This is a genomic window from Kitasatospora sp. GP30 (assembly GCF_029892145.1).
Taxonomy (GTDB): domain Bacteria; phylum Actinomycetota; class Actinomycetes; order Streptomycetales; family Streptomycetaceae; genus Kitasatospora; species Kitasatospora acidiphila.
Map to the genome: position 1 here is coordinate 117,885 of NZ_JARZAH010000015.1, position 13,356 is coordinate 131,240.

Genomic DNA, 13,356 nt, shown 5'->3' on the forward strand with positions numbered 1-13,356 from the left:
CTCCCCGTTGCTCTCTCATTCGTCCTCCAGCTCGGCGAGCTCGGGCCGGCCGACCGCCCGGGCCAGTCGGCGGCGGGCGTGCCGACGGTGCGAACGCAAGGTGGCCGCCGGCGTACCGAGGTAGCCGGCGGTCGCGGTGTCGTCCTGATCCAGGCAGTACGTCAGGATCATGGTATCGAGTTGCCGCTCGGACAGCTCGAGAATCGCCGCCAGCAAGGCGATCCGCTCGTCGGGCAGGTCGGCCGACCCCAGCCGGGCGCGCCGGCAGAACCGGTCGAGAACGGCGTCCAGGGCGACGGTCTGGACCACCACGGGACGGCTCTGGGCGGCCAGCCAGGCTGCGACGTGCTCCTTGAGCAGCCGCCAGGCGTAGGCCGCCGGCACCTCCTGGCGCAGCGCCAACTGCCAGTTCTGCCGCAGGTGTTCGGCCATGTCCTGGACCACCAGCCGGGCGGCGCCACCGTGGTCGCCGACCTGGGTGCGGGCATAGCCCGTCCACACCCGGTCATTGAGGTCAACGAACGCCTCGAAGGTCAAGCGCAGGCGGGCGCCGTCCGACGCGGTGCCGTTGCCCTCGTTCATACCCCTCCCCGGTGAGGTCCACTGCTGATGCCGGGACCCATGCAAGCGCATGCGCAGGGCCGTTGTGCAGCGGACTCACGGAATGATAACCGACGGTAATGTTCCCAATACACGATAATCTGACGATCTATGAGGCTTCTGTTGCTCCAGGGGCTCGCGGGGGTTCCGGGGCTTGTGGGCTTGTGGGCTTGTGGGTCATCCGAGGCTTCCAGGGCTTCCGGAGGATCCGGGACTTCCGGGGCCGTCGGGGCTTCCAGGACCCCCGGAGCTCCCAGGGTTTCGTGCCCGCTGAGGGATCCGGGGCTTCCCTCCCCGCCGAGGGTCCCGGGAGGCTACTGCTCCGGTCCGCCGCGCGCGATCCGTGCCAGCGTCTCCAACGCCCCTGCCAGCACCGGCAACTGCGGCGAGGCGAGCCCGACCCGCACGGCGGCCGGCGTGCTGCGCGGGTCGACGGTGAAGGCCGCGGCGGGTGTCACGGCGATGCCCTGGCGCGCGGCGGCCGCGACGAAGGCCTCCGCGCGCCACTGGGCCGGCAGCTCCCACCACAGGTAGTACGAGCACGGGTCGGCCCGCAGCCGGAAGCCGGACAGCAGCCGCCCGGCGAGCAGTTGACGCTCTACCGCATCCGCGCGCTTCGCCGCAGCCACCGCCGCCACCGTGCCGTCCCCGATCCAGCGCACCGCCGCCTCCAGGGCGAAGCCGCTGGGCCCCCACCCGCCGGAGCGCAACGCGGCGCTGACCGGTTCGCGCAACTCGTCGGGTACCACCGCGAATCCGGCACTCAGGCCGGGGGCCAGCCGCTTGGCCAGGCTGTCGGCCAGGATGGTGCGCTCCGGTGCGAGCGCGGCGAACGGCGGCTGCTCGGGATGCAGGAAGGCCCAGATCGTGTCCTCCACCACCGGCAGCTCCAGGCGGCGCAGTTCGGCAGCCAGCGCCAGGCGGCGCTCGGCCGGGAGGGTGCCGCCGAGCGGGTTCTGCAGGCGCGGCTGGAGGTAGAGCGCGCGCAGCGGGGTGGCGCGGTGGACGGTGGTCAAGGCCTCGGGGCGCAGCCCGAGGTGGTCCACGGGCAGCGGGACCAGCGTGATGCCGAGCCGCTGGGCGACCGCCTTGACCACGGGGTAGGTGAGCGCCTCCACACCGAGCCGCTGCCCGGGGGGCACCAGGGCGGCGAGGGCTGCGGCGATCACCTGGCGGCCGCTGCCGGCGAAGAGCACCGCGTCGTCGGACGGGTGCCAGGCGGGTGCGTCGGGGCGTTCTGCCAGCGGGGGGTGGGCGTGGGCGGCGGACCTTGCTGGGCCGGGGGGTTGGGTGGGTGCTCCGGGCTGGGTGGGCGCACCGGATCGGGTCCGCGCAGTGGCTGCGTCGGGCGTAGTGGCCACCCCGGGCGCGCCGACTGCCCCCGGCCAGGCGACCAGCCGGGCGAAGGCCCGGCGGGCGGCGGGGGTGCCGGTCACGCCGATCGGGCGGAGCGCGGCCTCCAGCGCGTCCGCCCGCAGCAGCGGCGCCAGGCCGGCGGCGAGCAGCCCCGACTGCTCAGGCACCACGGGGTAGTTGAGCTCCAGGTCGACCGTGGCCGCGGCCGGCTCGGCCAGCGCGGGCACGCTGCCGCCCCCGGCGGGCGCGGCACGCACGAAGGTGCCGCGGCCGACCTCGCCGACCACCAAGTGGCGCCGCACCAGCTCGCGGTAGACCCGGCCAGCGGTCGAGTTGGCGATCCGTCGGGCGCGGGCGAAGGCGCGCTGGGTGGGCAGCTGTTCGCCGGGCCGCAGCCGGCCGCCGGCGATCTGGGCCGCGATCTCGTCGGCGATGGCACGGTAGTCGTCCATGGATCCCCCTGGGCTGATTGCACCGAGTACAAAGTCAGTATTGCACCGAGCCACCGAGGCGCCATAGCCTCGCCGCATGGACGCGCTCACCTCAGCTGTGGACCCGCACGCCATGCTCGGAGTCGCCGCGATGGCGCTGGGCATGGTCCTCACCCCGGGGCCCAACATGATCTACCTGGTGTCCCGCTCGATCGCCCAGGGCCGCCGGGCCGGACTGCTCTCGCTGGCCGGCGTCGCGACCGCCTTCCTGGCCTACCTCACCGCCGTGACCGCCGGAGTCGCCACGGTCTTCGCGGTGGTGCCACTGCTCTACACCGTGATCAAGCTCGCCGGCGCGGCCTACCTGCTCTGGCTCGCCTGGCAGGCCGTCCGGCCGGGCGGCGCCGCGGTGTTCGCGCCCAAGCAACTGCCGCCGGACCCGCCGCGCAAGCTGTTCGCGATGGGCTTCCTGACCTGCCTACTGAACCCCAAGATGGCCATCATGTACATCTCGCTGCTCCCCCAGTTCATCACTCCGTCACGCGGCCATGTCGCGGCGCAGAGCTTCGTGCTCGGCCTCACCCAGATCGCGGTGGCCGTCACCGTCAACGGCCTGATCGCCCTCGGCGCCGGAGGCATCGCCGCCTTCCTGGACCGCCGCCCCGCTTGGCTCCGCATCCAGCGCTACGCCATGGGCACCGTCCTCGGCGCACTCGCCCTCCACATCGCCGCCGACCGCGCCAAGGCCGTCACGGCCTGATCACCACCGCCCCCTTGCTGGACCCACCAACCCACCCGCCCCCCCCAGCCACCACCCCCAGCCCACTCACCCCCCCATCTCCACCGACCACGCCGAGGGCGTCACCAGCTGAACACCATCACCGGCTTCCTGGACCACCGCCCCAACCAACCCCCAACCGCCACCACGCCAGGCGCACCAAACCCAGCGCACTCACCCCCCACACACACATCACCGCCATCCGCACCAACGCCATCACCACCTGACGTCCCGCGCCCGGGGTTGCTCTGCGGCGCCGCACCAAGTAACAACTCCCTTATGGGAGTGACACCCGCAGAGCACGCACCCCGTCCCCGCCACTACGCCGCCGCGCTGCTGGACGACGCGGTCGGCCGCTGGCCGGCTCGGGAGGCTCTGGTCGGCCGGGGCCTACGGTGGTCGTACGCGGAGCTGGCGAGCACGGTGCGCGGGCTGGCCGCCGCGCTGGGTGGGCTGGTGGCGCCCGGTGAGGACGTGGCGGTGCTGTCCGGCAACCGGCCGGAATACCTCGCGCTCCAGTTCGCCGTGCACCTGCTGGGCTGCCGGCTGGTGGTGGTGCCGCCCGCGATCAGTTCCCAGGCCATGGAGCAGAGCCTGCGCGGCATCCGCCCGGCCGCCCTGGTCTTCGACCCGCAGGGTCACACCGACCTCGCCGAGCGGCTCAACGCGGTTGCCGCGCCCCGCCATCTGCTGTCCCTCGGCCCCTGCCGCACCGGCGTCGACCTGCTGGCGGAGCTGACAACCCAGGCGGCCCAGCCGCCGCCCGCGACGACCTGGGCCGAGACCGACGCCGACGCAGTCAAGACAGTGTTCCTGACCTCCGGCACGACCGGGTATCCCAAGCCGGTGGTGCACGGCCACGGCCTCTACACGGTGCTCTCCTCCCTGCTGGGCGACACCGGGCTGGCCGCACCGGGCGAGCGGCGGCTGGTGGTCACGCCGCTCACCTTCATCAGCGGTCACTTCTGCCTCCCGACCCTGATGTCTGGCGGCACCCTGGTGCTGCACGAGCGGTACGACGCCGGGGCGGCGCTGGCGGCGATCGCCGCGGAGCACATCGGGACGATCCTGCTGACTAATGTGATGCTCGATCAACTCCTCGACCATCCAAGGCTGGCCGAGACGGACCTGTCGTCGCTGCGGCGCATCCAGTACGGCGCGTCGCGGCCGAGTCCGCGGCGGGTGCGCCTGGCTCTGCAGCGGTTCGGGCCCATTCTGCAGCAGTTGTACGGCATGACCGAGGCCGGGCCGGTGAGCCTGCTGCAGCCGGCCGACCACGATCCCACCGATGCCGACCGGTTGGCGTCCGCCGGGTACCCGGTGCCGGGGGTGCGGCTGGCCGTCCGCCGGGAGGACGGCAGCGCGGCGGCGCCGGGCGAGCTGGGTGAGGTGCTGGTGCGCGGCAGCGGCGTCATGGAGGGCTATGTCGACCCGGCGGTCCCGGCGGCGGTGCGGGACGGCTGGCTGCACACCGGCGACCTCGGCCGCCTGGACCCTGACGGCCGGCTGCACGTCGTCGAACGCCTGAAGGAAGTGATCCTGCACGCCGGCACCGGACTTCGGGTGTGGTCACGGGAGGTCGAGGAGGTCCTGCTTGGCCACCCCACGGTACGCGCGGCCGCGGTCATCGGGATTCCGGCCGAGACCCACGGTGAGTGGCTGCACGCGGTGGTGGTTCCCGCCCCGGGCGCGGTGGTCGACGAACAGGCGCTGCGCGCCCACGTGTTCGCGGTGTTGGGCCAGGAGAGCATGGTGCCCGCCCGCATCCATGCGGTCGAGGCCTTCCCACTGACCGCGATGAGCAAGGTCGACAAGGCGGCACTGCGGCAGCGGTACACGCCACCCCGAGCCGACGCCCTGTAAGGCCGGCTTTCGCTAAGACCGGCTTTCGCGAAGGCCGGCTTTCGCTAAGACCGGCTTTCGCGAAGGCCGGCTGTCGCTAAGGCCGGCTGTCGCTAAGACCGGCTTTCGCTAGGAACCACCGGGCTCCGGCTGCCAGATGTCGACCGGCACCGAACTGGCTGCCAGCCCCTGCCCGTTCAGCATCCGGCCGAGATGCTTGACGGTGCGCAGCACGAGTGCGTGGCGACTGAGGGAGAGTTGGGGAAACCGAGTGGCCAGGGCGGCTTCCAGTTCCGGCAGTTGAGCCGGGTCCCGCAGCCACGCGATCAGCATCAGGTTGTCCGGACCGGTCAGTCCGATGCTGAGCCGGATCTCCGGCAGGCCTGCCACCGAGCGGGCCGCGGCGTCCAGTTGGGCCGGCGGCAGGCGGCACCACAGCACGGCCGTGACCGGCCAGCCCGAGACCGGTTGGGCGATCTCGCAGCGCAGCCGCACCCGCCCGGCGCCGATCAGCCGGTTCAGCCGGCGCCGGGCGGTGGGCTCGCTCACCCCGATCCGGTCGGCCAGTTCGGTGCAGGGCAGCCGGGCGTCGTCGATCAGCGCCCGGATCAGCCGCTGGTCGGTGGCGTCCAACTGCAGCAACGGCTCGTCCGGCACGGCGGGTTCGGTGCGCAGGGTCTGCTGCTGGGCCGGCTCCAGGGTGCCGAGGCGCCAGCGGCTCGCCTCGCCATAGGTGGTGAGCAGCAGTTCGGCGTGCTGGGCCCGCACTCCCGGTGTGTGGTCGAGCAGTTGGCGGGTGTAGGCGGAGGCGGCAGGCAGGTCGGCGACGGCGACGGCGGCCAGCAGTGAGCGGCTGCCGGTGGTGTGGTGCAGGTAGATCACTTGCGGCTGGGCGGCCAGGTGCTCGATCGCCGCATCGAGTCCGCCGGGCTCGCACTCCAGCTCCACATAGAGCATCCGCAGCAGGCCGCCCCTGGTCACCGGTCCAGGCACGCAGAAGGTCCAGGCAAGCCCGGCGCCGCGCAGCCGCTCCCAGCGCCGGGCCACTGTCACCGGGTCGATGCCCAGCGCCCGGGCCAGCACCGTCCAGGAGGCGCGCGGGTTGAGCTGCAGCGCATGGACCAGCTCCAGGTCGAGCTCGTCGACGAGATCCTGCATGTCAGGCCCTTTCTGGCCGTTCTCTGCCCGAGAGGGGCTCCGGATGACGATTTCCTGCGCTTCACCACCCGGATGCGACGGCACATTCATCCTAAGGACACCCCGGCCCACCCAGCCAGAAGGAGTCCCCCATGCCTCCAACCGACGCAGCCCCAACCGGCGCCGCCCTGCCCGGCGCCGCCGAGGCGCTGGCCGACGAGCTCACCGCCCTGCGGCGGGAGATCCACGCCGAGCCGGAGCTCGGCCGCGCCCTGCCCCGCACCCAGCAGCGGGTGCTGGCCGCCCTGGACGGCCTCGGGCTGGAGATCACCACCGGGCACGCGCTCACCTCCGTCACCGCCGTGCTGCGCGGTGCGCTGCCGGGGCCGACGGTGCTGCTGCGCGCCGACATGGACGCGCTGCCGGTGACCGAGGACACCGAACTGCCCTACGCCTCCCGGATCGCCGGCGCCATGCACGCCTGCGGCCACGACCTGCACACCGCGATGCTGGTCGGCGCGGCCCGGCTGCTCGCCGCGCGCCGGGCCGAGCTGGCCGGCTCGGTGGTGTTCATGTTCCAGCCGGACGAGGAGGGCACCGACGGCGGCGGCGCCGAACTGATGCTGGCAGAGGGCCTGTTGGATGCCTCCGGGGAGCTGCCGGTGGCCGCGTACGCCCTGCATGTGGCGGCCAACCGGCTGCCGCGCGGCTTGTTCGCCAGCCGACCCGGGATCGCCACCGCCAACTCCGACACGCTGACCGTGACGGTGCACGGACGCGGCGGCCACGGTTCGGCACCGCACCAGGCGGCCGACCCGATCCCGGTGCTCTGCGAACTGGTCACCGCGCTGCAGACCTTCGTCACCCGCCGGTTCGACGTCCATGACCCGGTGGTGCTGACGGTCGGGTCGATCCACGGCGGCACCAAGGCCAACGTGATCCCCGGCCAGGCCGGCTTCGAGGCCACCGTGCGCAGCTACTCCCCCGAGGCCCGCGAGGCGCTGCGCGAGGGCACGCGCACCCTGCTCACCGGCATCGCCGCCGCGCACAGCCTGCGGGCCGAGGTGCACTACCGGGACGGCTACCCCGCAATGCGCAACGCCGCCGACGAGCTCGCGCTCGCCTCCGACACCGTGTCCCAACTGTTCGGCCCGCAACGCTACTTCAACGCACCGGCACCGACTCCGGGCGCGGAGGACATGGCCTTCGTGCTGGACCGGGTCCCCGGCGCGTACCTGATGCTGGGTGCCTGCCCGCCCGACCGCGACCACGCCACGGCCGCCTACAACCACTCCCCGCAAGCGGTCTTCGACGACGCCGTGCTGCCCGACGGCGCTGCGGCGGCTGGCGGTGGCGAGCACGGCCGGCTCGGGCACGACGGGCACCGCTCAGGCCGGCACCACGGGCTCGGCCGCGACGGGCACCGCCCAGGCCGACACTGTGGCCTCGGGCGCAACGGGCACCGCCGGATGACGGCGACGGCCGCCGCCGCCCCACTTCGCCGCACCCTCGGCGCACTGCTGGTCGTAGAGCTGTTCAGCGGCTTCCAGCAGAGCTACTTCACGCCGCTGTTCGACACCGTGGGCCACCGCTTCCACGTGGGCGTCGCCGCCCTCGCCTGGACGGTGACCGGCCCGGCGCTTGGTGGCGCGGTGGCCACGCCACTGCTCACCGCGCTGGGCGACCGCCACGGGCATCTGCGGGTGCTCCGGTGGACGGTGGCGGTGGTCGCGGCCAGTGCGGCGCTGATCGCGGCCGCACCCGGCTACCGGCTGCTGCTGGCGGGACGGGTGCTCCAAGGGGTCCTCGCCGGGCTGCTGCCGCTGATGTTCGGCCTGGTCCGGACGCGCCACACGGTCGAGGAGACCCGGCGCGCCATCGCCTATCTCTCGGGCGGTCTGCTGCTGGGCGTGCTCGCCGGGAGCACCACCGCCACGCTGCTGCTCCAAGTCGGCTCCGTCACAGCGGCGTTGTGGATCCCGGCCGCCGGCACGCTGGTCGGGCTCGGCCTGCTGCGCTCCCTGGGGCCCGGCGCCGCCCCGGCCGAGTCCGCCCGCACGGCCGGGCTCGACTGGCGCGGCGCCGCCCTGCTGGCCGGCGGACTGGTCGCGACCCTGCTCGCCGTGCACGAGGGCGGCGCCTGGGGCTGGGCCGCGCCACCGACCCTGGCGTGTGCGCTGATCGGCGCCGGCCTGCTGGCGGCGTGGGTGGTGGCGGCGCGGCGCAGCGCGGCACCGCTGATCGAGGTGGGCCGGCTGTTCCGGCCCCGCCTGCTGCCGGTGTTCGCGGTCGCCTGCTGCGTGCACTTCGTGGTGATCGGCGGCCAGGTGCCGTTCTCCAGCTACCTGACCCGCCCGGAGGGCCTGGGGCTTCCGGCCGCTTCGGCCGGCCCGGTGCTGCTGCCCGCGTTCTGCGGGATGGCCGTGTTCAGCGTGCTCAGCAGCCGGCTCGGCCGGGCCATCGGCTACGGGCGGGTCACGCTGCTGGGTGCCGCGCTGCTGGCCGCCGGCAGCGCCGGGCTGCTGCTGCGGCACGGCAGCGCCGTGGACTTCGCGGTGCTGCTCGGCTGTTCGGGGTCGGGGATGGGCCTGATCGCGGGCGCCGGGCGGATCCTGGTGGTCGACAGCGTGCGGGCCGAGGAGACCGCGGCTGCCGAGGGCCTGTTCGAGCTGCTGGTCGGGCTGGGCGCCGCCGTGGGTTCGGCCGTCTTCGCCGCGGCCCTGGCGGCCCACGGCGGCGGCCACCGCGGCTACCAGGCCGTGTGGACGACCGGCACCGCGGTGGCGCTGCTCGGGCTGGGGGCGGCGGCCCTGCTCGTCCGCCGCCCCACGCCTGTCGACTGACGAATCGTCAGCTACTGCTGCTCCCGAACCCAGGCTCGCGGAGCAGCAGTCTGGCGATCCCGTTGCGCTGGATCTCCGAGGTGCCGGTCAGGATCCGGAACATCCGCACCTTGCGGAACAGGAACTCCACCTCCTCCCCCTGGGTGAGGCCCTCCTTGCCGTGCAACTGCACCGCCTCGTCGAGGATCCGGAACGCGCTCTCGGCCACCTGCAGCTTGCACATGAAGGCCTCAAGGCGCGGCACCGTGCCGCCGTCCAGCGCGCTGAGCGCGGCGTGGGTCATGGCACGGGCGGCGTAGTAGGAGGTGGCCATGTCGGCCAACTTGTGCTGAACAGACTGGAGTTCGGCGAGCGGCGCCCCGGCGACGGTACGGGTGCGGACCCGTTCCAGGGTGAGCTGGATGGCGCGGCGGGCCATGCCGAGCACGCTCGGGCAGTGCAGCAGCCGGTTGACGTTGACCCGGCCGAGCCCCAGCAGCAGCCCGTCGCCCTCCCGGCCGAGCAGGTTGGCGGCCGGGACCGGGCAGTCGGTGAGCACGATGTCGCTCTCGATGTGCTCACCGGACATCGGAGTGGCGCCCGGCAGCACCTGGCAGCCGGGGCTGTCCAGATCCACCAGGAACGCCGAGTGGGTCTTCTCGGTACCGGCCATCAGCGCGATCACGATCGCGAAGTCCGCCACCGGGCCCGCGCTGGAGAACACCTTGCGGCCGGTCAGCCGGTAGCCGTCGCCGTCACGGACGGCGGTGGTGCGCATGGCCCGCACGTCCGAGCCCGCGTCGGTCTCGGTCAGCGAGAAGCAGCAGGCCCGCTCGCCGCGCACCACCGGCAGGAAGTAGCGGTCCAGTTGGTCCGGTGTGGCGGCGGCGATGATGTCTCCGACCCGCAGCGGTCCGCCCATCTCGCCGAGCACGCTGTGTCCCAGCACCCGGCCGCTCGCCGCCACCTCCTCCTTGAGAGCCGCGAGTTGACGGTACGACAGGCCCTGGCCGCCGAGCTCGGGCGACAGCTGGATGCCGTAGAAGCCGAGTTCGCGGCTGCGCTGCCAGACCGGCTCCAACAGCGCCCGGGTGATCGGGGTTTCGGGAGTGACGGCGTGGTCGCGCTCATAGGCGGCCAGTTCGCCGTCGAGGTAGTCGCGCAGTCGGCCGACCAGTTCCGCGAGCGGCGGGTCGTCGGCATAGTCGGGGCGAAGCGAGAAGAGCATGGTGTGGCCTTTCAGTTGACGCTGCTCAATGGCTGAGGTGGCCGGCTGAGGTGGCCGGCTCAGGTGGGCCGGCTCAGGTGGGCCGGCTCAGGTAGGCCGACTCAGGTAGGCCGACTCAGGTAGGCCGACTCAGGTAGGCCGACTCAGGTAGGCCGACTCAGGTAGGCCGACTCAGGTAGGCCGGCCGAGGTGGGTCGGCTCAGTTGACGCGCCGAGCAGCGCCGGCCCAGTGCGGTTCCCGGACGGCGCGGCGGTCCAGCTTGCCGTTGCGGTTGTGGGGCAGCTCGGGGACGAAGTCGACGGAGCGGGGCTTCTTGTAGCGGTCCAGGCGCTCGGCGCAGAAGGCGATCAGCTCCTCCTCGCCGGCCTCGGCTCCCGGGCGGAGCACCACGACGGCCTTCACCGCTTCGCCCCACCGGTCGTCGGGCACGCCGACCACGCAGGCCTCGTCCACGGCCGGGTGCTCGTCGAGTACGGCCTCCACCTCACTGCTGTAGATGTTGAAGCCGCCCGAGATGATCATGTCCTTCCTGCGGTCGACGATGAAGAGGTAGCCGTCCTCCCGCATCCAGGCCAGGTCGCCGGTGCGCACCCAGCCGTCTTCGAAGGTCTGCGCGGTCAACTCCGGTTCGCGCCAGTACTCCTGGACGCAGTCGGGGCCCCGCACGATGATCTCGCCGATCTCGCGCGGCGCGGTGTCCCGGCCCTGCTCGTCGACCACTCGGATCTCGGTGTCGTAGCCGGCCCGCCCGCAGGACTGCAGCAGTTCCGGATCCTCGGCCACGGCGCGGGCCACCTCGGCGGCGGTGAGGCCGGCCACTACCGAGGTGGTCTCGGCGAGCCCGTAGCCCTGGCCCACCACCGGGCCGAAGGCGGCGACCGCCTCGCGCAGCCGCTGCGGGGAGATCGGGGCACCGCCGACCCGCAGATCGACCAGGCTGGACAGGTCGTGGTCGGCCCGACGGGGGTGGCCCAGCACCGAGTTGAGCATCGCGGGCACCAGGAAGGTGGCGTCGATCCGCTCGCGCTCGACGGTCGCCAGGAAGGCCTCCGGATCCCAGCCGGGCAGCACATGGATGGTGGTCCCCGCGAAGACGCAGGCGAGCAGCGGCATCCCGGCGGCGTGGGTGATCGGACCGCAGGCCAGGTAGCGACCGCCCGCACGGGGCCGGGACTCGCTCATCAGCTGCTTGCGCAGGTTGGCCAGCCGGTTGCCATGGGTCTGCACGGCCGCCTTGAGCGAACCGGTGGAGCCCGAGGTGAAGTTGAGCACCGCCGGAGCCTGCTCGGCCACCTCCACGCACACCGGCTCCGGACTGCCCTCGGCCAGCAGTTCGGCGTACCCGTTCTCGAACTCCACGGCCAGGCAGTCGACTTCGGCGACGGTCCGGGCGGCCAGCGCGTCCTCCCGGTGTGCCGCGTCGAACAGCAGCGCCCGCACCGGGGCGTAGCCGAGGATGTGCGCGATCTCGGCCCGGCCGAGCCGGGCGTTGATCGGCGCACGCAGCAGGCCCGCCTTGTACAGCGCGAACTCCACCACGATCAGCTCGCCGCGGTTCCAGGCCAGGCTGCCCACGGAGTCGCCCGGCCGCAGCCCCCGTGCCAGCAGAGCGGCCGCCAGCCGGTTGGCGTCCGCCTCCAACTCGGCGAAGGTCCAGTGCCGATCGCCGCAGACCACCGCGGGCAGATCGGGCCAGTAGCGGGCGCTGCGGGTCAGATACACACCCAGGTTCATGCTGCTCCTCGCATAGTTTTCCAGATCTCTAGTACGTTTCCAGACAACCTGTTCAGAATGCTGTTTCCAGACAGACTGTTCAGTAACATGCGAGCTGTCAAGAGTCCGTAGACTGGATCACCTGTCGACGGTTGGCGAGGGAGGCTTGATGGCAGAGGACCGGCGGACCAGGCGCACCCGGCGCGCGATGCGGGACGCGCTGGTGTCACTCGTACTGGAACGCGGCTACGCGCCACTGACCGTGGAGGACATCACCGAGCGAGCCGACATCGCCCGCGCCACCTTCTACAGCCACTGCCGCGACAAGGAAGACCTGTTCACCAGGGTCACCACCGACCTGCTGCAGGAACTCGGCGAGCGCCTCACCCCACTCGCGGCCGAATCCGGCGCCGGCCTCACCGGCAAGCCCCTGCTGGAGCTGTTCCGCCACGCCGAGCAGGAGCGCGACCTCTACCGCGTCATCCTGCGCGGCGAGGGCGACGGCAAGCCGCTCGGCGTCTTCACCGACGAGTCGGTCCGCCGGGTCGCCGAGGTCTTCCGCGAGCGAGCCGAGCAGAGCGGGATCCGCCCCCGGATCGACCCCGAGCTGCTGGCCCGCGCCTGGGTCGGCGAGCAGTTCGCGGTGCTCCGCTGGTGGCTGGAGCAGGACCCGCGCCCGATGCCCGCCGAAGACGTCGCCGCCCACCTGCGCGACCTGGCCCGCCACGGCCGCCACTGGGCCAGCGGAGCAGGGGAAGCGTAAGTCCCGGCCACGAGAACGACAACGGTCCGCCGGAACAGTTCCGGCGGACCGTCAGAAGAGCTGTCAGCTAGCTCAGTTGCTCTCCTCCGCAAGGGCCTTGATGCCGCCGAGGGTGGTCTCCATGCCGGCGCGGAGCTCGCGCCGGCGGAAGGCGACGAACTCCTCCTCGCGGTCCGGCCAGCGGTCCATCGCCAGGCTGACGCCGTTGCGGCCCGGGCCGAGGACCGCCGTCTGACGCAGCAGGGTGCCGCCTTCCAGGGGGTGCAGTTCGAAGCGCCAGGAGGCCATGCAGCTGGTGGGGTCGAGGGTCGGCTCGCCGTACCGGCCGTCGGCGTCCATGACGGCCCAGGCGAAGACGCGCTCGGGCTCCAGCTCGACCACCTGGGACACCGTGCGCCACTCGCCGAGCTTCTCGTGCCGGTTGTGCCCTTCGAAGCGCGCGCCCGGCGCGGGCCGATCCGCACCGTCGAGCCAGGCGACACGCTGCAGTTCGGGGCTGAGCCTGGCCGGGAGGTTGATGTCGGTCACCAGCTCCCAGACCCGCGCCACGGGTGCGTTCACCTGGATCTCGCACTCCACGGTCGGACCGTCGGCCATACGCATGTCGTCCCCCTCACTGCCCGGCTGGGTCGCCCCCTGACGGTGGGCGCCCCCTGACGCTGGCGATCCTAACGCGCCTCTGCTT

General features: G+C 72.7%; 10 protein-coding genes. 4 read left to right on the forward strand and 6 right to left on the reverse strand.

Going from position 1 to position 13,356, the window contains the following annotated elements; all coding sequences use genetic code 11:
- Positions 1–15: 15 nt before the first annotated feature.
- Both P3T35_RS22040 and P3T35_RS22045 read right to left on the reverse strand, forming a co-directional pair.
- Positions 16–582 carry a hypothetical protein gene (locus P3T35_RS22040; RefSeq protein WP_101383988.1) on the reverse strand — a complete coding sequence of 189 codons (567 nt, stop codon included), beginning with the start codon at positions 580–582 and terminating at the stop codon, positions 16–18.
- Positions 583–914: 332 nt separating this feature from the next.
- Complete coding sequence (locus P3T35_RS22045; protein ID WP_280707372.1) at positions 915–2,408, reverse strand: PLP-dependent aminotransferase family protein; 1,494 nt, start codon at positions 2,406–2,408, stop codon at positions 915–917.
- A gap of 76 nt (positions 2,409–2,484) precedes the next feature.
- Here P3T35_RS22045 and P3T35_RS22050 point away from each other — a divergent pair, with 76 nt between their 5' ends.
- Together P3T35_RS22050 and P3T35_RS22055 are read left to right on the forward strand one after the other, a co-directional pair.
- Entirely contained in the window at positions 2,485–3,147 is a 663-nt protein-coding gene (locus tag P3T35_RS22050; protein ID WP_101383987.1) for a LysE family translocator, read from the forward strand.
- A 297-nt stretch (positions 3,148–3,444) separates the two neighbouring features.
- Positions 3,445–5,028 (forward strand): AMP-binding protein, encoded by a 1,584-nt coding sequence (locus P3T35_RS22055; protein WP_101383986.1) that lies wholly within the window; start codon positions 3,445–3,447, stop codon positions 5,026–5,028.
- Between the two features lie 108 nt (positions 5,029–5,136).
- On the opposite strand, the gene P3T35_RS22060 is transcribed toward P3T35_RS22055, so the two are convergent.
- Positions 5,137–6,165, reverse strand: a complete 1,029-nt coding sequence (locus P3T35_RS22060) for an Lrp/AsnC family transcriptional regulator (RefSeq protein WP_180356763.1) — start codon at positions 6,163–6,165, stop codon at positions 5,137–5,139.
- A gap of 131 nt (positions 6,166–6,296) precedes the next feature.
- Between P3T35_RS22060 and P3T35_RS40435 the strand changes: the two genes are divergently transcribed.
- Positions 6,297–8,987, forward strand: a complete 2,691-nt coding sequence (locus P3T35_RS40435) for an amidohydrolase (RefSeq protein WP_348533428.1) — start codon at positions 6,297–6,299, stop codon at positions 8,985–8,987.
- A gap of 7 nt (positions 8,988–8,994) precedes the next feature.
- Here P3T35_RS40435 and P3T35_RS22075 read toward each other — a convergent pair whose 3' ends face one another.
- Positions 8,995–10,194, reverse strand: coding sequence for an acyl-CoA dehydrogenase family protein (locus P3T35_RS22075; protein ID WP_101383983.1), 1,200 nt, complete (start codon positions 10,192–10,194; stop codon positions 8,995–8,997).
- A 199-nt stretch (positions 10,195–10,393) separates the two neighbouring features.
- Positions 10,394–11,929: an AMP-binding protein gene (locus tag P3T35_RS22080; RefSeq protein WP_101383982.1), complete on the reverse strand. Its 1,536-nt coding sequence runs from the start codon at positions 11,927–11,929 to the stop codon at positions 10,394–10,396.
- Positions 11,930–12,077: 148 nt separating this feature from the next.
- On the opposite strand from P3T35_RS22080, the gene P3T35_RS22085 reads away from it, so the two are divergent.
- The gene (locus tag P3T35_RS22085) at positions 12,078–12,671 is read left to right on the forward strand and encodes a TetR/AcrR family transcriptional regulator (protein ID WP_180356762.1); all 594 of its coding nucleotides are present in this window, start codon (positions 12,078–12,080) and stop codon (positions 12,669–12,671) included.
- A 72-nt stretch (positions 12,672–12,743) separates the two neighbouring features.
- Here P3T35_RS22085 and P3T35_RS22090 read toward each other — a convergent pair whose 3' ends face one another.
- On the reverse strand, positions 12,744–13,274 hold the full coding sequence (locus tag P3T35_RS22090) for an SRPBCC family protein (RefSeq protein ID WP_101383980.1): 531 nt from the start codon (positions 13,272–13,274) through the stop codon (positions 12,744–12,746).
- Positions 13,275–13,356: the final 82 nt, after the last annotated feature.

What these genes read in the sequence shown, in the direction of transcription:
- P3T35_RS22080 (WP_101383982.1), bottom strand. Translation starts at nt 11,929, where the DNA reads ATGAACCTGGGTGTGTATCTGACCCGCAGCGCCCGCTACTGGCCCGAT.
- P3T35_RS40435 (WP_348533428.1), top strand. Translation starts at nt 6,297, where the DNA reads ATGCCTCCAACCGACGCAGCCCCAACCGGCGCCGCCCTGCCCGGCGCC.
- P3T35_RS22050 (WP_101383987.1), top strand. Translation starts at nt 2,485, where the DNA reads ATGGACGCGCTCACCTCAGCTGTGGACCCGCACGCCATGCTCGGAGTC.
- P3T35_RS22060 (WP_180356763.1), bottom strand. Translation starts at nt 6,165, where the DNA reads ATGCAGGATCTCGTCGACGAGCTCGACCTGGAGCTGGTCCATGCGCTG.
- P3T35_RS22040 (WP_101383988.1), bottom strand. Translation starts at nt 582, where the DNA reads ATGAACGAGGGCAACGGCACCGCGTCGGACGGCGCCCGCCTGCGCTTG.
- P3T35_RS22090 (WP_101383980.1), bottom strand. Translation starts at nt 13,274, where the DNA reads ATGCGTATGGCCGACGGTCCGACCGTGGAGTGCGAGATCCAGGTGAAC.
- P3T35_RS22055 (WP_101383986.1), top strand. Translation starts at nt 3,445, where the DNA reads ATGGGAGTGACACCCGCAGAGCACGCACCCCGTCCCCGCCACTACGCC.
- P3T35_RS22075 (WP_101383983.1), bottom strand. Translation starts at nt 10,194, where the DNA reads ATGCTCTTCTCGCTTCGCCCCGACTATGCCGACGACCCGCCGCTCGCG.
- P3T35_RS22045 (WP_280707372.1), bottom strand. Translation starts at nt 2,408, where the DNA reads ATGGACGACTACCGTGCCATCGCCGACGAGATCGCGGCCCAGATCGCC.
- P3T35_RS22085 (WP_180356762.1), top strand. Translation starts at nt 12,078, where the DNA reads ATGGCAGAGGACCGGCGGACCAGGCGCACCCGGCGCGCGATGCGGGAC.